Annotated in this window: 16 protein-coding genes and 1 pseudogene; 6 read left to right on the top strand and 11 right to left on the bottom strand. The window is 65.6% G+C overall.

Annotation, left to right across the window (positions count from 1 at the left end; all coding sequences use genetic code 11):
- Window positions 1-7: 7 nt before the first annotated feature.
- Window positions 8-4,009 (bottom strand): ATP-dependent RNA helicase HrpA, encoded by a 4,002-nt coding sequence (gene hrpA, locus ABCV34_RS02420; protein WP_345797677.1) that lies wholly within the window; start codon window positions 4,007-4,009, stop codon window positions 8-10.
- 39 nt (window positions 4,010-4,048) lie between these two features.
- Between hrpA and argA the strand changes: the two genes are divergently transcribed.
- Genes argA through ABCV34_RS02400 form a run of 4 tightly spaced genes read left to right on the top strand, consistent with a single transcriptional unit; the run spans window position 4,049 to window position 7,776 of the window.
- A complete protein-coding gene (argA, locus tag ABCV34_RS02415; RefSeq protein WP_345797676.1) occupies window positions 4,049-5,404 on the top strand; it encodes an amino-acid N-acetyltransferase in 1,356 nt (451 codons plus the stop codon).
- Window positions 5,405-5,411: 7 nt separating this feature from the next.
- Window positions 5,412-6,503 (top strand): dTDP-glucose 4,6-dehydratase, encoded by a 1,092-nt coding sequence (gene rfbB, locus ABCV34_RS02410; RefSeq protein WP_345797675.1) that lies wholly within the window; start codon window positions 5,412-5,414, stop codon window positions 6,501-6,503.
- Complete coding sequence (rfbD, locus tag ABCV34_RS02405; protein ID WP_345797674.1) at window positions 6,500-7,516, top strand: dTDP-4-dehydrorhamnose reductase; 1,017 nt, start codon at window positions 6,500-6,502, stop codon at window positions 7,514-7,516. Before rfbB ends, rfbD begins: the two co-directional genes overlap by 4 nt.
- The gene (locus tag ABCV34_RS02400; RefSeq protein ID WP_345797673.1) at window positions 7,504-7,776 is read left to right on the top strand and encodes an oxidative damage protection protein; all 273 of its coding nucleotides are present in this window, start codon (window positions 7,504-7,506) and stop codon (window positions 7,774-7,776) included. The genes rfbD and ABCV34_RS02400 overlap by 13 nt, the downstream gene beginning before the upstream one ends.
- A gap of 68 nt (window positions 7,777-7,844) precedes the next feature.
- Here the strand turns inward: ABCV34_RS02400 and phoU are convergent, their stop codons facing one another.
- A complete protein-coding gene (phoU, locus tag ABCV34_RS02395) occupies window positions 7,845-8,576 on the bottom strand; it encodes a phosphate signaling complex protein PhoU (protein ID WP_345797672.1) in 732 nt (243 codons plus the stop codon).
- A 235-nt stretch (window positions 8,577-8,811) separates the two neighbouring features.
- Window positions 8,812-9,495, bottom strand: a complete 684-nt coding sequence (rpiA, locus tag ABCV34_RS02390) for a ribose-5-phosphate isomerase RpiA (protein ID WP_345797670.1) — start codon at window positions 9,493-9,495, stop codon at window positions 8,812-8,814.
- 159 nt (window positions 9,496-9,654) lie between these two features.
- Between rpiA and ABCV34_RS02385 the strand changes: the two are divergent.
- Window positions 9,655-10,071 (top strand): annotated as a pseudogene (locus ABCV34_RS02385) (carbonic anhydrase); the annotation flags it as partial.
- A 58-nt stretch (window positions 10,072-10,129) separates the two neighbouring features.
- Window positions 10,130-10,387, top strand: coding sequence for a carbonic anhydrase (locus ABCV34_RS02380; protein WP_345797668.1), 258 nt, complete (start codon window positions 10,130-10,132; stop codon window positions 10,385-10,387).
- A 32-nt stretch (window positions 10,388-10,419) separates the two neighbouring features.
- Here ABCV34_RS02380 and ABCV34_RS02375 read toward each other — a convergent pair whose 3' ends face one another.
- The 8 genes from ABCV34_RS02375 to ABCV34_RS02340 form a co-directional block, all read right to left on the bottom strand.
- Window positions 10,420-11,229, bottom strand: coding sequence for an ABC transporter permease subunit (locus ABCV34_RS02375; RefSeq protein ID WP_345797666.1), 810 nt, complete (start codon window positions 11,227-11,229; stop codon window positions 10,420-10,422).
- On the bottom strand, window positions 11,229-12,137 hold the full coding sequence (locus tag ABCV34_RS02370) for an ABC transporter permease subunit (RefSeq protein WP_345797665.1): 909 nt from the start codon (window positions 12,135-12,137) through the stop codon (window positions 11,229-11,231). The genes ABCV34_RS02375 and ABCV34_RS02370 overlap by 1 nt, the downstream gene beginning before the upstream one ends.
- A gap of 72 nt (window positions 12,138-12,209) precedes the next feature.
- A complete protein-coding gene (gene potA, locus ABCV34_RS02365) occupies window positions 12,210-13,316 on the bottom strand; it encodes a polyamine ABC transporter ATP-binding protein (RefSeq protein ID WP_345798670.1) in 1,107 nt (368 codons plus the stop codon).
- Between the two features lie 23 nt (window positions 13,317-13,339).
- On the bottom strand, window positions 13,340-14,437 hold the full coding sequence (locus tag ABCV34_RS02360; RefSeq protein WP_345797664.1) for a polyamine ABC transporter substrate-binding protein: 1,098 nt from the start codon (window positions 14,435-14,437) through the stop codon (window positions 13,340-13,342).
- 63 nt (window positions 14,438-14,500) lie between these two features.
- Entirely contained in the window at window positions 14,501-15,199 is a 699-nt protein-coding gene (locus ABCV34_RS02355; RefSeq protein ID WP_345797663.1) for a 3-deoxy-D-manno-octulosonic acid kinase, read from the bottom strand.
- Window positions 15,196-15,981, bottom strand: a complete 786-nt coding sequence (locus ABCV34_RS02350) for a sulfite exporter TauE/SafE family protein (RefSeq protein ID WP_345797661.1) — start codon at window positions 15,979-15,981, stop codon at window positions 15,196-15,198. Before ABCV34_RS02350 ends, ABCV34_RS02355 begins: the two co-directional genes overlap by 4 nt.
- A 12-nt stretch (window positions 15,982-15,993) precedes the next feature.
- Entirely contained in the window at window positions 15,994-17,349 is a 1,356-nt protein-coding gene (gene radA / locus ABCV34_RS02345) for a DNA repair protein RadA (protein WP_345797660.1), read from the bottom strand.
- Window positions 17,349-18,065, bottom strand: a complete 717-nt coding sequence (locus tag ABCV34_RS02340; RefSeq protein ID WP_345797658.1) for an SDR family oxidoreductase — start codon at window positions 18,063-18,065, stop codon at window positions 17,349-17,351. Before ABCV34_RS02340 ends, radA begins: the two co-directional genes overlap by 1 nt.
- Window positions 18,066-18,067 lie beyond the last annotated feature (2 nt).

Raw genomic sequence — 18,067 nt, 5'->3', positions numbered from 1 at the left:
GGCCTGGCTAACGCGGCATCGCGGACCAGGCCTTCTGCAGGCGCTTGACCGATACCGGGAAGGGTGTGCGCAGCGTCTGGGCGAACAGGGCGACACGCAGTTCCTCCAGCTGCCAGCGAAAGGCATCCAGTTGTGCATCGGGGGCGCCCTTGAGCGTGGCCCGGGCCCGCTGCCAGGGCGTCGCCAGGGTCGAGAATTCCGCCATGAGCTGCGCATCCCGCGCCGGATCGTCCCGCAGCTTGTCGATGCGCATCTGGGCCGCCTTCAGATAGCGCGGCAGGTGCTTGAGCTGATCCGGCGGCGTGTCACGCACGAAATGCCGCCCAACCAGCGCGTCGAGCTGCTGGCGGATATCCTGCTGCGCCTGCGGCCAGGGCTTGGCCTGAGGCAGTTTCTTCTGCAGGACGGCCCGTTCCTGCAGAATCACCGCCGCCAACCGGGCAAGTTCCTGCGCCAGCAGGCCCAGGCGCGTGCGGCCTTCTTCACAGCGTCTGGCAAAAGCCGGCTCATCCTCGGGCCAGGGCTCCATCAGGCAGGACTGGTCCAAGGCCGCGTCGACGAGCTGATCGCGCAATTCCTGCTGCGTGCCCAGATCCATGTACAGCATGGCCATTCGGGTGAGTTCCGGCAAGTTCTTTTCCAGATAGCGCACGGGCTCGCGCAGGGCAATGCGGAACAGGCGCCGCAGGCCGCCGGCGTGCACCCGGCGCGCTTCCTGGGGATCGTCGAATACGTCGAGATCGCAGGACTCGCCCCGGTCGCGCAGCGCCGGATAACCGACCAGCGACTGGCCGCCGCGACGAATCTCCAGCAATTCCGGCAAGGCGCCAAAGGTCCATGCGGTCAGGTGTTCGTGCTCCAGCACCTGGGCGGCTTCATGATCGCGCGCCGCCAGTTGCTGAAAGGACGCCTGGGCCTCGCGGCCATGCTCGGCGCGCAGTTGGTCCAGGCTGCGTCCGCCCGAGAGCATGCGGCCATGTTCGTCGATCACCTTGAAATTCATGAACAGATGCGGGGGCAATGTTTCCAGCTTGAAGTCGGTGGCCTGGAGCCGTACCTTGCACTGCTCCCAGACGTCCTGGGCGATGGCGTCCAGCAGCCCCATGCCCGGATCGTCCGCCCGGTCGAACCAGCGATCGTGAAAACCAGCCGCGTAATCGGGCAGCGGCACACAATGACGACGCAGCTTCTGCGGCAGAGATTTCAGCAGCAGAAGGACCTTTTCCTTCAGCATGCCCGGCACCAGCCATTCGCAGCGTGCGGCATCGATCTGATTCAGGGCGAACAGCGGCACGGTGAGCGTCATGCCGTCCCGGGGAGAACCCGGCTCGAAGTGGTAATCCACCGCAAGTTCGGTGCCCGCCCAGCGCAGACGCCGGGGAAAGACCTCGGTGGTCACGCCCGCCGCATCATGCCGCATGAGATCGTCGCGGTTCAGGTTCAGGCGTTGCGCTGTCTGCGGATCGAGCTTCCCGTACCAGGCTTCCAGGGTCGCGGTCTGGCAGACGTCGGCCGGGATTTGCTGGTCGTAGAACGCCTGAATGAGGGCATCGTCCACCAGGATGTCCGGGCGGCGGCTCTGGTGCTCCAGCCGTTCGATCGAGGCGATCAGGCGGCGGTTGTGCGCGATGAAAGGCAGCTTGCTGTCGATCTCGCCGGGCACCAGGGCATCGCGGATGAAGATCTCGCGCGCCGCCTTCGGGTCGATGCGGCCGTAGTGAACGCGGCGGCCCGTATAGACCGGCAGCCCGTAGACCGTGCCCCGTTCGTTGGCGACCACCTGCCCGGCTTTCTTTTCCCAGCGCGGATCGGACCAGGCGCGCCGCAGCAGATGCGCGCCGGCGCGTTCCACCCAGGCCGGTTCGATCTGCGCCACGCAGCGGGCATATAGCCGCGTCGTCTCGACCAGTTCGGCAGCCAGCACCCAGCGGCCGGCCTTCTTTTGCAGCGGCGACCCCGGGTGGATGGCGAACCGGATATCCCGGGCCCCCTGATACAGATTGGTATCGTCGGACTTCATGCCGATATTGCCCAGCAGTCCGGCCAGCAGCGCCAGGTGGATCTGTTCACGTGTCGCCGGGGTCTGGTTCAGGCGCCAGCCCTGTTCGCCGGCCAGAGCCAGCAACTGCACATGGGTGTCGTGCCACTCGCGCAGGCGGATCGGCGAGAGGAATTTCGCCCGGATCTGATCGATCAGTTTGCGCTGGGATGCCTTGTGGGCGACCTGTTCGCCATACCATTCCCACAGCTTCAGCCAGGACAGGAATTCGGATTGCTTGTCGCGGAACTGAGCGTGAGCATTGTCGGCCGCCTCTCGTGCCTGCATGGGCCGGTCGCGCGGATCCTGGATCGACAGCGCCGAGGCGATGACGAGGATTTCCGTCAGGCATTGCTGTTCGTGCGCGGCAAAGATCATTCGCGCGACACGCGGGTCCACCGGCAGTTTCGCCAGGGACCGGCCGACCGATGTCAGCCGGTTCTGCTCGTCGAGCGCGCCCAGTTCCTGCAGCAGCTGATAGCCGTCGGCAATGGCGCGGCCCGTGGGCGGCTCGACAAAGGGAAAGGATTCCACATCGTCCAGACGCAGGGCCTTCATGCGCAGGATGACGGCCGCCAACGACGAGCGCAGGATCTCTGGGTCGGTGAAGGGCGGCCGCTGCCTGAAATCCTGTTCGGCATACAGACGGATGCAGACCCCCGGGCCCAGGCGCCCGCAGCGGCCGGCTCGCTGATTGGCCGAAGCCTGGCTGATGGGTTCGATGCGCAGCTGCTCGACCTTGCTGCGCCAGGAATAGCGCTTGATGCGCGCCAGGCCGCTGTCCACCACGTAGCGGATGCCCGGCACCGTCAGCGAGGTTTCCGCGACATTGGTGGCGAGCACGATGCGCCGCGTGTTGCCGCGCGGATGAAAGATCTGTTCCTGTTCGGCCCGCGACAGCCGGGCATACAGCGGCAGCACCTGGGCCCCGACCGGATGGCGCTTGCGCAGGGCTTCGGCGCACTCGCGGATTTCCCGTTCGCCCGGCAGGAACACCAGGACGTCGCCCGCCCCATGGCGGGCGCATTCATCCACGCCATCGACCACGGCATCGACCAGATCGCGTTCCTCGTCGCCCTTGCCCGATTCCGGCTGCGGCGCATCCCCGGGCGCCACGTCGGGGCGCACGGGCCGGTAACGCAGGTCCACCGGGAACAGACGGCCGGAGACCTGAATCACCGGCGCGGGCCGGTCGTCCGAGCCAAAATGCCGGGCAAATCGATCCGCATCGATCGTGGCCGACGTAATGATCAGCTTCAGGTCCGGCCGGCGCGCCAGCAGGCGCTTGAGAAATCCCAACAGGAAATCGATGTTCAGGCTGCGTTCGTGCGCCTCGTCGATGATCAGGGTGTCGTAACGGCGCAGCAGCGGATCGCGCTGGGTTTCCGCCAGCAGGATGCCGTCGGTCATGAGTTTGATCGCCGTCGCGGGCCCGGCCCGTTCGCTGAAGCGGATCTGATAGCCGACCCAGTCGCCCAGGTCGGTCTTCAGTTCCTCGGCCACGCGCTGCGCGACCGACGTCGCCGCCAGCCGGCGCGGCTGCGTATGGCCGATCATGCCATGGCGACCGCGTCCCAGTTCCAGGCAGATCTTGGGTAGTTGGGTGGTCTTGCCGGACCCGGTCTCGCCGCAGACGATGACCACCTGATGTTCCGTGATCGCCCGGGCGATATCCTGCCGGCGAGCACTGACCGGCAGTTCCTCTGGATAGACGATGGGCGGCAGGGGGCGGTCGCCGGCGCCGGTCGGCACGCGGCCTGTGCCGCGTCCTGGCGCCGCCGGCCTGGCCGCATCGACGCGGCGAACAGATCCGGACGACCCAGGCGCCTGGGCCGATCGGGGCGTTTGGGCAGCCTGCGCCCGAGGCTGCCGGGGGGGGCGTGACGGTTGCTGTCGTGGTTTTTCTGGCAAAACGAACGATTCCACAAATAAGGCGGGCCCGATTGCTGCGAAGCGGGCGCAATCCGTCATTATAATTTCCGGGTCCAGCCACGCCCCAACCTTCCCGCCATGAGTGCCTCAGAAACCGATACTTATTCCGCCCAGGATGCCCCCGAGTTCGCCCCCGCCCAGTTCGTGCGCTGGTTCCGCGAGGTGGCGCCGTACGTCCACGACTTCCGCGGCAAGACCTTCGTGGTGGCATTTGGCGGCGAGCTGATCGAGGACGGCGGCCTGGAAGACCTGGTGGCCGACCTGTCCCTGCTGTCCGCCCTGGGCATCAAGCTGGTCCTGGTGCACGGGTCCCGCCCGCAGGTCAACGAGCAGTTGCGGCTGAAGGGCTACACAATGCAATTCGGCCGGGGCACCGACCCCACCACGCCGGAAGCCCTGGAGTGCGCCAAGGAAGCGGCCGGCGAGATCCGGCTGGACATCGAGGCCGCCTTCAGCCAGGGGCTGCCCAACACCCCGATGTCGCACGCCAAGATCCGCGTGATTTCCGGCAATTTCGTGACTGCCCGGCCGGTAGGCGTCATCGACGGGGTCGATTACAAACGTTCCGGCACGGTGCGCAAGCTGGACATCGACGCGATGAACAACCTCATCAGCCAGGGCGCGATCATGCTGCTGTCGCCGCTGGGCTTTTCCCCCACCGGCGAGGCCTTCAATCTGGCCATGGAAGACCTGGCCACCAACGCCGCCGTGGCGCTGCGCGCCGAAAAACTGATTTTCCTGACGCAGAACCGGACTGTGACGGAAACCGACGGCACGGTGGACACCGAACTGGCCCGCAACGACGCCGACGACCTGCTGGCGCAGAACATCCTGGACGAAGACACCAGCGCCTTCCTGCGCCACGCCTCGCTGGCGGTCAAGCGCGGGGTGGCCCGCGCCCATCTGGTGCCCTATACGCTGGACGGCAGCATCCTGCTGGAGATCTTCACCCACGACGGGGTGGGCACCATGGTGGTCGAGGATACCCTGGAAGATCTGCGCCCCGCCGTCGCGGACGACGTCGGCGCCATCGTGCAACTGATCGAACCCCTGGAAGCCGACGGCACCCTGGTGCCGCGCGGGCGTGCCGTCATCGAACGCGACGTCGAAAAGTTCACCGTGCTGGAGCACGACGGCGTGATCTACGGCTGCGTGTCGCTGATCCCGTATGTGGCCGATGGCATGGCCGAAATGGCCTGTCTGATCGTGCATCCCGAATGGCAGGGCGCGGGCGACGGCGAAAAACTGCTGCGCCACGCGGAATCCAGCGCCCGGGCCCAGGGTGCGCGGCGCCTGTTCGTACTGACGACCCGCACCTCGCACTGGTTCCTGAAGCGCGGCTTCGTGCAGGGCGGCGTCTCCGACCTGCCGCATGAAAAGCGCGCCCATTACAACCACTCACGCAACAGCCTGATCTTCATCAAGCGGCTCTGACACCCTCATGAAAATTCTCGTCACCGGAGGGGCTGGCTTCATCGGCTCGGCCCTGATCCGTCATGTCCTGACCGAAACGGACCACGCCGTGGTCAACGTGGACAAGCTGACGTACGCGGGCAACCTGGAATCCCTGGCCCCCGTGGCCGACAGCCCCCGCTACGCCTTCGAACAGCTGGACATCTGCGACGCAGCGGGGCTCGCCAGCGCGTTCGCACGGCACCGGCCCGACGCCGTCATGCATCTGGCAGCCGAATCCCACGTGGACCGCTCGATCGATGGGCCGGCAGCCTTCGTCCAGACCAACATGGTCGGCACCTACACCCTGCTGGAAGCGACACGCCGGTACTGGAACGGGCTGGGCGCCGAATCACGCGCGTTGTTCCGCTTCCATCACATTTCCACCGACGAGGTCTATGGCGACCTGCACGGCACGAACGACCTGTTCACCGAAACGACCCCCTACGCGCCCAGTTCGCCCTATTCCGCCAGCAAGGCGGGATCCGACCACCTGGTGCGCGCCTGGCACCGCACCTACGGCCTGCCCGTCCTGGTGACGAACTGCTCGAACAACTACGGGCCCTATCATTTCCCGGAAAAGCTGATTCCGCTGGTGATCCTCAACGCCCTGGACGGCAAACCCCTGCCCGTCTATGGCCAAGGGCTGCAGGTCCGCGACTGGCTGTACGTCGAGGATCACGCCCGAGCCCTGCTGCGGGTCGTGGAAGCCGGCTTGCCGGGGGAAACCTACAACATCGGCGGCCACAACGAGCAGCGCAACATCGACGTGGTCCGGGCAATCTGCGACTTGCTCGATGAGCTCGCCCCCGAACACCCGGCCGGCGTGAACCAATACGCCGACCTGATTACCCACGTCGCCGACCGTCCGGGTCATGACCTGCGCTATGCCATTGACGCAGGGAAAATCCAGCGCGAACTGGGCTGGTCGCCTCGGGAAACCTTCGCCAGCGGCCTGCGTAAGACCGTACGGTGGTATCTGACCCACCGCGACTGGAGCCGTCGGGTCCAGGACGGCAGCTATCAGCGCGAGCGGCTGGGACTGGGGTCATCGGGATCCGGCAAGGCCGCGTCCCGATGACATCGGCCGCGCATCGGGGGCGCGCCCCCCGTGTGCTGGTCACGGGCGGTGACGGCCAGCTGGGCCGATCCCTGCGGGCACTGGCGGATCCGCACACCGACACCGGGTACATCTTTGCATCGCGGGCGGACCTGGACATCACCGATAACGACGCCATTGTCCATTGGCTGGACGCGCATCCGGCCGACTGCCTGATCAACGCAGCCGCCTACACGGCAGTGGACCGGGCCGCCAGCGAACCGGAACTGGCGATGGCAATCAACGCCCAGGCGCCGGGGCTGCTGGCCCGGCATTGCCACGAACGGGGTATCCGCCTGCTGCATGTCTCGACCGATTATGTCTTTGACGGCCGCGCGGACCGCCCTTACCGGGAAACCGATCCGGTCGCGCCCCTGAACACCTACGGCCGCGGCAAGTGGCTGGGCGAACAGGCCGTTCTGCGTGCCGCCCCCGACGCGATCGTGCTGCGCACCAGTTGGGTATTCAGCGCCTGGGGAACGAATTTCGTGCACACCATGCTGCGGCTGGGCGCGCAGCACGATCGATTGCGCATCATCGACGACCAGATCGGCGGACCCACCTGGGCGGGACACCTGGCCCAGGCGCTGGACAGACTGACCAGGCTCGCCGTCGTGCCCACGATCAAGGCCCCCCAGGGCGAATCTTCCAGCCCAATGGGGGCGCGGTGGTCCACGGAACCGGCTGCAGGCATCCCCGGCGGGGTGTATCACTTCGCGGGTTCGCCCTGGGTCAGCTGGTACGGATTCGCACGGGAGATCTTCACCCAGGCCCACGATCTGGGCTTGATCGGGCGCATCCCGGTGCTCGAGGCCATCGGCTCGGCGGATTGGCCGTCTCCCGAACCGCGCCCAGCCAACAGCCGTCTGGACTGTGCCCGGCTGGAGTCACTGCTGGGGCCGCTGGAGCGCGACTGGAGGGACGGGTTGAGACAGGTTCTGACCTACAATGCTTCTTTGCCTTTCAACCAGAGACCCCGACCATGGCACGCATGATCCAATGCCACAAACTGAAACGCGAGGCCCAGGGCCTGGACTACCCGCCCTATCCCGGCGATCTTGGCGTCAGGATCTGGCGCGAGATCTCGAAGGATGCCTGGGCCAAATGGCTGGATATCCAGACCCGCCTGGTCAACGAAAACCATCTTAGCCTGGCCGATCCTGATGCACGCAAATTCCTGGCCGGACGCATGCAGGCATTCCTGTTCGACGACCAGGACGTCGAGGCCCAGGGCTACGTGCCCCCTTCAGCCTGACCCGTCCACATACCGCTCGGGCATGAACCACCCCGCCGCACGCTGCGCGAGCGGGGTGTCCGTCCGGCTCATTCCTGCGTCGGGTCCTTGGGTTCGAGCGGCTCGCCGCGCGCCATCCGCTCGGTGTTGGTGACCCCCGTGTGCCGGACGTCGTCGCCGCGTACCATATAGATGACACGTTCGGCCATGTTCTTCGCGTGGTCACCGATACGCTCGAGCGCTCGGGCGACGAAGATCAGATCGATGGAATGCGAGATCGTGCGCGGATCCTCGATCATGTAGGTAATGATGTGCCGCAGGGACGCCTTCCATTCCTTGTCCACGTCCTTGTCGTTGCGCACGACCTGCGCCGCCGCCACGGGATCCTCGCGGGCAAAGGCGTCGAGCGCGGCCCGGATCATCGCCGCCACGGCATCGGCCATGTGCCGCAACTCGACCACCGGTTCGTAGGAGGGATCGCCCTCGTGCAGGCGCCGGGCGACTTTGGCGATTTTTTCCGCCTCGTCGCCACAGCGTTCCATGTCGGTCAGCATCTTGGACACCGACAGCAGCAAGCGCAGGTCCACCGCAGTGGGCTGGTTGCGTGCGATCAACTGGCCGATGCGCTCGTCGATGTCGATCTCGAACTGGTTGACCTGGCGCTCGTGTTCGCGCACCCGATCAACCAGCTGCATTTCGCCCCCGGACAAGGCCTGGATGCCGTCGAGCACCATGGATTCGACCAGCCCGCCCATCTGCAGGAACATGGATCGCGTGGTTTCGAGCTCGCTGTGAAATTGTTTGTTGGTGTGTTCCAGCATGGGGTACCCCTGTCTGCCTGCCGCTTCAGGCACATTCAACGAGGGCACAGCGTACCATCACGCCTGCCTCTTGGAAAGAACGTCGGCGGCGAGCTGGAAATCAGCCCGGACTCGCTACGATCACGGCTCTTGGCAGCATAGCAGCGCCATATGACACAGATGTGACAGACTACGAGGTCATGTTCCGTGCCGGCCAGCGGCACGGAACCCCGTCATACAGGGCGATGGAATGGTCTTACTCGTCCTGCAGTTCCAGCCGTGAGACCCCCTGCTGCCCGGCCACCAGCGCCACCTGCGCGCCCGAAATGGCAAAAAGGCCGCAGCAAACCACACCGGGGATATTGTTCAGCATGGCCTCGAACGCGGCTGGATCGCCGTAGCGCAGGCCGGACACATCCAGAATCTGGTTGCCGTTGTCGGTCGTGAAGCCCTCGCGCAGGCGCGGCTGACCGCCCAGTTGACGGACCTCGCGGGCGACAGCCTCGCGGGCCAGCGGGATGACTTCGATTGGCAAGGGAAAGCCGCCCAGTTGCTCGACCAGCTTGGACTCGTCCACGATACAGACGAAGCGGTCAGCCACCGAGGCCACGATCTTTTCGCGGGTCAGCGCGCCGCCCCCGCCCTTGATCATGTTCAGCTGCCCGTCAATCTCGTCGGCACCGTCCACATACAGCGCCATGGACGGCACCTCGTTCAGATCCAGCACCGCGATGCCGGCCGCCCGCAGCCGCTGGGTGCTGCGTTCGGAACTGGACACGGCGGCACGGAAAGCCTGACGGTGCGCCGCCAGCAGATCAATGAAACGATCCACGGTGGAACCCGTCCCCACCCCCAGAATGCTGTCGGGCCACAACAGCGGCAGCACATAATCGAGGGCGGCCTGGGCCACCTGCTGTTTGAGTTCGTCCTGGGTCAGCATGGCAAATATCCGGAGGAGTTTCAGAAAGACCCCGTATTTTAAGGTTTGCGTCCACGAAAGGAACAAGTACTATCTGTGGGCCTCATCCGCGTTCCTTGAAGCATCGAAATTTCCGCAACAAAAACACAATCCGCCCAACCGATTTCGAGGGGAAGTCTCATGTGCAATTCGCCATCCTGCTCTCACGCGCCAGAGGCATCCCGACGTCAGTTTCTGCGCTCATCGGCCGCGTTGGCCCTGGCCCTGACGGCATCCGCCGGCCTCAATGGCATGATCGGCACCACGGCTCGGGCGGCCGGGCTGCCGAAACCCGGAAACGCGATATCGCCGGACGACGCGGTCAAACGTCTGATCGAGGGCAACCAGCGCTACGTCTCGGGCGTCACAAAGCGGCACGACTTCGCCCACGAGCGCGCGGCGCTGGCAGGCGGGCAGAACCCCTATGCCGCCATCCTGAGCTGCGCGGATTCGCGCGTCGCGCCCGAATACGCCTTCGACAGCGCCCGGGGCGACCTGTTCGTCGCCCGGGTCGCGGGGAATTTCGTCAGCGATGACATGCTGGGCAGCCTGGAATATGCCGTTGCGGTGCTGGCCGTGCCCACGATCCTCGTGCTGGGCCACGAGAAATGCGGCGGTGAAAGCGGTGACGGAGCAGACTCAGTATCCCGGCCATATCCAGTCGCTGGTGACGACACTGGTGCCGGTCGTGAAAAAGGCCGGCAACCCGTCAAGCGGGCTTCTGGAAGCCGCCACCGAACAGAACGTCCGCCAGGGCATGGCCGATCTGACCGGGAAATCGACCATCATCGACAAGGCGCACCAGGCCGGGGCGCTGCGGATCGTCGGCGGCATCTACCGGCTGGGCACGGGAAAGGTCGATTTTCTGGCCTGACCCCACGGTCTGCGCAGGGCCGCTCCAACTACCTACCCCGCCCCCCGCTTTGCGGCCTGGATCCGCATCCGGTTGACCGCGACGACGATCACACCGACCACCACCATGAACAGGGTCGCCAGGGCGTTGATCTCCGGCTTCAGACCCAGGCGCACGCGGGAAAAGACTTCAAGCGGCAGCGTGGTGTAGCCGGGCCCCGACAGGAACGCCGCCACCACCACGTCATCGAGCGAGAGGGTGAAGGCCAGCAGCCACGCGGCCATCAGCGCGGGAGCGATCAGCGGCAGCGTGATGACGAAGAACACCCGCAACGGCGAAGCGCCCAGATCCAGAGCGGCTTCTTCCAGAGAACGGTCCAGGTCGCGCACGCGCGACTGGATGATGACCGCGACGTAGGCCGTGCACAGCGTCACGTGTCCGACCCAGATGGTGAACATGCCGTTGCCGTCGGGCCAGCCGATCACCTTGGACAGCTCCACGAACATCAGCAGCAGCGAGATCCCCAGCACGACCTCGGGCATGACCAGCGGCGCGCTGAGCATGCCGATGTACAACCCGAAACCCCGGAAGCGTCCCATCCGGGCCAGCACGTAGCCCGCCCAGGTGCCGATGACCACCGCCGCGGTCGCCGTCAACAGGGCGATGACGAGCGACAGGCGCGCCGCCGACAGCAGGGCCTGGTCCTGGAACAGCGACGCATACCAGCGCAAGGAAAACCCGGACCAGGAATTCATCAGCGTGGAGTCGTTGAAGGAAAACACCATCAGGCAGGCGATCGGCACGTACAGGAAGCTGTAGCCGATTGTCAGCGAGGCGAAGCGGAACCAGGACGAACGCCGCATCACGCCCTCCGGTCGGCCAGCTGGCGGGCCTGGTTGTACTGGAAGATCGACAACGGCACCAGCAGGAGCAGTACCATGACGCAGGTCACGGCCGCCGCCATCGGCCAGTCGGCGTTATTGAAGAATTCATTCCACATGACGCGCCCCATCATCAGGGTATTAGCCCCGCCCAGCATTTCCGGGATCACATATTCGCCGACCGACGGAATGAACACCAGCATGGCGCCAGCAATCACCCCCGGCATGGACAGAGGCAACGTGATCTGGAAAAACGCCCGCCACGGTCTGGCGCCCAAGTCGTAGGCGGCTTCCAGCAGGCGTTCATCCAGCTTCACCAGATTGGCGTAGAGCGGCAGGATGAAGAACGGCAGATAGGCATAGACCAGGCCGATATAAACGGCCAGATCGGTGCGGTAGATCTCCAGCGGGGCATCGACCAGCCCCAACCCCATCAGCAGGTGATTCAGCAGCCCGTCATTGCGCAGGATTCCCACCCAGGCGTAGACCCGCAGCAGCAGCGAGGTCCAGAACGGCAGGATCACCCCCAGCAGCAACAGGTTGCGGATCTCCGGGCGGGACCTCGCGATGTGATAGGCCATCGGATAGCCGATCAGGATGCAGCAGATCGTGGTGACCAGCGCCATCTTCACCGAATTCAGGTACACCGCCGCGTACAGGTTGTCGGTGAACAGCAGCACGTAGCCGCGCAGGTGCAGCGCCAGCGACACGGTGTGATCCTGCAGCGTGGCGATCGGCAGGTAGGGCGGAATGCCGAACTGCAGATCCGAAAAACTGATCTTCAGGACCAGCAGGAAGGGCAGCAGCAGAAACAGCGCCAGCCAGGCAAAGGGCACGGCGATGGCCCATTGACGCGCGCTGGGACGACGGCCGGGAAAATTCAGATTCATGACCTGTCCTCTCGGGCGGAACGCCTTGTCATCGTAGGCATGCGGAATCGGAAAACCGGCATCCGCCGGCCGTCACGATGCCAGAACAGTACCGGCATCATGAGACCAGGTGACGTAGACTTCCTCATCGACCCCGGGCGCATCCGCCTGGCTCCAGTCCAGGCTGGGCACGCTGGCTTCGATGGTCTGGCCGGCGTCCAGGCGGATCTGATAGCGGGCATAGCTGCCCATCCACGCCACGTGCGAGACCATGCCGTGTCCCCAGTTCGATTCGGATTCCGGAGCCTGACGCCCCACCCGGATCTGCTCTGGCCGGATCGAGACGTGGACCTCCATCCCCAGGGGTTCGCTGATGCCATGGCTGACGTACAACGGGCGGCTCAGCGCATCGGTCCCGATCAGCACATGGTCGGGCTCGTCCACCACGATAGTACCGGTGAACAGATTGGTCGAACCGATGAACCCCGCCACGAAACGGGTACTGGGAAAGGCATACACGTCGTGCGGCGTGCCACATTGCACGATCTGCCCTTCGGTCATGACCGCCAGGCGGCTGGCCATGGTCATGGCCTCTTCCTGATCGTGGGTGACCATGATGCAGGTGACACCCACCTGATTCAGGATCTTCACCAGCTCGATCTGCGTGGCCTGCCGGATCTGTTTGTCCAGCGCCGACATAGGCTCGTCGAGCAGCAGCAGCTTGGGGCGTTTCACCAGACTGCGGGCCAGCGCCACGCGCTGCTGCTGGCCGCCAGACAGCTGATGCGGCTTGCGCCGCGCATAGCCGGCCATCTGTACCAGATCCAGAGCCTCGAAGACGCGCTCGTGAATCTCGTGGCGCGGCACGCCTTCCTGCTTCAGGCCGAAGGCCACGTTGGCCTCCACCGTCATATGCGGGAACAGCGCGTAGGACTGGAACATCATGTTCACCGGCCGGCGATACGGCGGCAGGCTGGTGATATCCTCGTCATCCAGGACGATGCGCCCGGAAGTGGGTTCCTCGAAACCCGCCAGCATGCGCAGCAGCGTCGATTTGCCGCAGCCCGAGCTGCCCAGCAGCGCGAAGATCTCGTGCCGGCGCACCGACAGGCTGACGGACTTCACGGTCACCGTGTCGCCGAAGATCTTCACGACATCTTCGATGCGCACGAAGTCATCGGCCTCGCCCTGGCGAGGCATGCCTCGCGGATCCGCCACGGCCGTCAGCGCCCGGTCTTGAGCTGCGCCCACATCTGCGTCTGCAGGCGCAGGATATTCATGGGTTGCGGCTTGATCACGAACAGCGTGCGCGACACTTCCGGCGAGGGATAGATCATGGGGTTCTCGGCGACTTCCTTGACCACGTACTTCCGCGCTTCTTTGTTGGCATTGGGATAGAACATGGTGTTGGTGATGGCCGCGTGCACCTGCGGGGTCTCGATATAGTTGATGAAGGCATGGGCCTCATCCACGTGCTCCGCGCTCTTGGGGATGGCCATGGTGTCGAACCACACCGGCGCGCCGCCCTGGGGGATGTAATAGTCGATCGCGTAGGACTTCTTCGCTTCGCGCGCCCGCGAGGACGCGATCATGACGTCCCCGGAAAAGCCGTAGACCATGCACAGCCCGCCCGAGGCCAGCTCGTCGATGTAGCCCGAGGAACTGAACTGGCGGATATAGGGCCGGATGGACTTGAGCAGCGCCAGGGCGGCCTCGTAGTCCTTCGGGTCGCTGCTGTTGGGGTCCTTGCCCAGGTAGTGCAGCGCCGCCGGGAAAACCTGCGCGGCCTCGTCCAGCATGGAGATCCCGCAAGACTGCAGTTTGGCGGCATTTTCCGGCTTGAACAGCATGTCCCAGGAATTCAGCGGCGCATCGGCACCCATGATCTCGCGCACCTTGGTCACGTTGTACCCCAGGCCGTTGGTGCCATAGCCCCAGGGCACCAGGTACTGATTGCCGGGATCGACCGTGGCGACCAGGGCCATCAGGTCCGGGTCCAGATGCTTCCAGTTCGGGATCTTCGAGCGGTCCAGCTTCTGGAACAGGCCGCCCTGGATCTGGCGGGCGGCATAGTGCGTGGACGGAACGACCACGTCATAACCCGATTTGCCCGTCAGCAGCTTGGCCTGCAATGTGTCGTTGGTATCGTAGACGTCGTAGCGCACCTTGATGCCGGTCGTCTTCTCGAAGCCGGGCAGAGTGTCGGGCGCGGTGTATTCGGCCCAGTTGTAGACATTGACGACACGATCCTGGGAGCAGGCCGCCCCGGCTGCGATCAACGCGGCGGTGGCCAACAGGGCATGCACGGTGCCGAATTTCATGGCAAGGTCCCTCATAAAGGTCAACAAGGGGATCCTCAGGACGGGACCGGGCAACACCCGCCGTCAGCCGGCGAACCGTCGATATGCCAAATCCAGAGCATCCCACCACTGCGCTCCGCGCGCGCCGGCTACCTTAACCAAAGACCGCCTCAGACGCAACAGGTTTTTACGCCGCTGTTCCGAGGACACCACAACGAGTCGCGCACGGTCGAAATCGATGAGCCAGACCTGGTCGCGATCATCGAACAGAATGTTGTAGGCGTTCAGGTCGGCGTGCAGGACGCCCGCGGCGTGCATGGCGCCGATCGCCCGCGCCACCGCTGCAGGGTCGGCCTGATCCAGCCGGCCGGCCAGCGCCCTGGCCCCGGCGATCCGGGCGATCAGGATCGCGTTGCGATAGAACAGGCCGGAGCGCCAGTAGGCGGCGCCCAGGGGTTCCGGAACGCGCACGCCGGCACTGCGCAGATGGACCAGTGCGCGGACTTCGGCCAGGGCGCGTACCCGCGCCGCACCCAGCCACAGATAGGATTCGCGACCCAGACGGGCACGCAGGCCGCCACGCCGGTAATGGCGCAAGACGGCTGGTCCGTGGTCGCCATCGACGAACCACGCGGCCTGACGACCGCCCTCGCCCACCGGCAGCGCGCCAGGACGTGCCGGGTCGAACCATGTCCGCCCGGCTGCAGCCGCCAGGCGTTCGGGCACGCACAGGACGCCGCCGGGAAACGGCCGCCGGACCCAGCCTGCCGGCAGTGGCTTCATGACGCCCCCCGGGCCAGCAGCAGGCCCATGATGAGCAACAGCATGCACGCGAAGATGAGCTTCAGGCGTGCTTCGGGCAGGGAATACGCCAGACGCACCCCGTAGGGCACGCACAGCAGGCTGCCCAGTGCCAGCGGGATCCCGACCAGGCCATGTGCCTGGCCATGCCAGGCGTAGGTTGCCAGCGCCACGAAGGTTCCCGGCACGATCATGGTCAGGGCCAGCGCCTGCGCGGAGGTCTGGCGCAAACGGAACAAGGTTGTCATGAAGGGCACGGCCAGGACCGATCCCCCGACCCCGAAGATGCCGCCGGTCAACCCGGCGAAGATCCCCACCAGAAAATACCAGAGGCGACGCACTTGGCCGACCTCGCGGAAATGGCTGGCCGGACGTGAACGCGCCTTGCGCCCCAGGCTCTCGCGGAAATAGAACAGCGCGATGAGGAACACGAAACCCGCATAGATGCGGCGCAGCAACCAAGGGTCGATGCCCAGCGCAATCTGAGCGCCGATCCAGGTGAACACGATCGATCCCGCCGCCCCCGCCGCCGCCGAGCGCAGGTCGATGGGCGCGCGCTGGTGATATTTGCGCACCGTCAGCAGCACGGCGGGCAGCACCATGATCAGCGCCGTCCCCTGGGCCGCCTGCTGTTCGTAGCCCAGCACCAGCCCCAGCAGCGGGATGGCGAAAAGCCCGCCCCCGATACCCAGCACCCCGCCAGAGAACCCAATGATCCCGCCCACCGCCAGGCAGGCGGGAATCAGCCAGAGGCTATCTACCATTGCCGGCGTCCATCAATGCAGCACACCCAGCATGTCCTCGACGCGGTCCACCGCCCGGATCTCCAGGCCCTCGATGGGCTGACGGGGCAGATTGGCGCGCGGCACGATGGCGATCCCGAAGCCCAGCTTGGCCGCCTCACGAAGACGTTCCTGCCCCCGGGGCGCGGGGCGGACCTCGCCGGCCAGGCCGATCTCGCCAAACGCCAGCAACCCCGACGGCAGCGGTTGGTCACGCATGGAGGACAGGATCGCGAGCGCCACGGCCAGGTCGGCCGCCGGCTCCATGATGCGCACACCGCCCACCGCATTGACGAACACATCCTGATCGAAGGTCGCCACGCCGGCGTGACGGTGCAGCACTGCCAGCAGCATCGCCAGCCGGCTGCCTTCCAGGCCGACCGACAGGCGCCGGGGATTGGGCACGTGGGCCGTATCGACCAGGGCCTGGACCTCGACCAGCAGCGGCCGCGTGCCTTCCTGCGTCGCCATGACACAGGAACCGGCCACTTGTCGTGAATGCCCCGCCAGGAACAGGGCCGACGGATTGCTGACCCCGCGCAGACCCCGGTCTGTCATGGCGAACACGCCCAGTTCGTTGACCGCGCCAAAACGGTTCTTGATGGCGCGCACCAGCCGGAAGGACGAATGCGTATCCCCTTCGAAGTACAGGACTGTATCGACGATGTGTTCCAACACACGGGGGCCGGCCAGCGCACCGTCTTTGGTGACGTGGCCGATCAGGATCAGGGTGATGCCGGTCTGTTTGGCCACGCGCGTCAGTTGGGCCGCGCATTCGCGAACCTGGGACACAGAACCCGGCGCAGCCGAAAGCTCGCCGGAATATAGGGTCTGGATGGAATCGATGACGGCGACCTCCGGCCGACGATCCATCAGGGTGCCGATGATCTGATCGAGCCGGATTTCAGCCAGCAGATCGACGGCTTCGCCGGAGACGCCCAACCGCTGGGCCCGCAGGGCAACCTGCTCGGCGGATTCCTCGCCGGTGACGTAGAGCACCGAGCCGCGCTCGGCCAGACTGGCCAGCGCCTGCAGCAGCAGCGTGGATTTGCCGATACCCGGGTCTCCGCCGATCAGCACGACGGCGCCCGCGACCAGCCCCCCGCCCAGCACCCGGTCGAATTCCTCGATGCCGGTCGGGTTGCGGACCTGCTCGCGCGCCTCGATCTCGGCCAGGCGCCGCACCGGGGTCGCCGCCGCCAGCGGGGCGAAGCGGTGCGTCGCCGCCGTCGCGGATTCGCGGGTTTCCTGCAGCGTGTTCCAGGCGCCGCAATGCGGGCACCGGCCTTCCCATTTGGCGCTGGTTCCGCCACAATCGGTACAAAGAAACAGTGTCCGAGCCTTGGCCATCAGCGGCCCGCCAGGCTGCCGCCGCCGTCCACGCCCAGTTCCTGTCCGGTGATGAACGCCGCCTGATCGCTAAGCAGGAACACCACGGCGGCGGCGACCTCGTCGGCCTGGGCCAGGCGTCCCATGGGAATGCTGGCCAGCACGGCGCGTTCGGCGTCGCTGCCGACCGGGCATTCCGCACGAAACAGGCTGGTCTCGACCGGCCCCGGGGATACGGCATTGACCGTGACTCCGTAAGGCGCAAGTTCCAGTGCCCAGGTCCGGGTGCACCCCAGCAAGGCGCTCTTGGCCGCCGAATAGCTGGTATGGCCAACCGAACCATAGACCGCGCGCCCGCACAGATTGACGATGCGGCCAGCCTTGCGCGCCTTCATGCCTGGCACGAAGGCCTGCACCGCCTGCACGGCCACCCGCACGTTCAGATCGAATGCCTGGTACAACGACGCCAGATCGACCTCGCCGAGCAGTTCCGGCATCACCGGCCCGACGCAGTTCACCACCGCATCGACAGGATATTTTTCCCGGATGACCCGCAGCAGTTCTTCCGTTTCGCCCGCGTTGGCCAGATCGCAGGCATAGAGATAGCCCGGGAAATCGATGTCCGCGGTATGGCGGGCCAGCCCCACGACATGACAGCCCTGATCGGCCAGCCGCTGACTGACGGCCCAGCCGATCCCTTTGGTCGCGCCAGTGACCAGCACGCAGCTATTTTTCATGA

It is taken from the genome of Castellaniella sp. MT123 (assembly GCF_039614765.1).
Classification (GTDB): domain Bacteria; phylum Pseudomonadota; class Gammaproteobacteria; order Burkholderiales; family Burkholderiaceae_B; genus Castellaniella.
The sequence above is the reverse complement of the archived record's forward strand: the minus strand, read 5'-3'. Positions and strand labels throughout refer to the sequence as shown.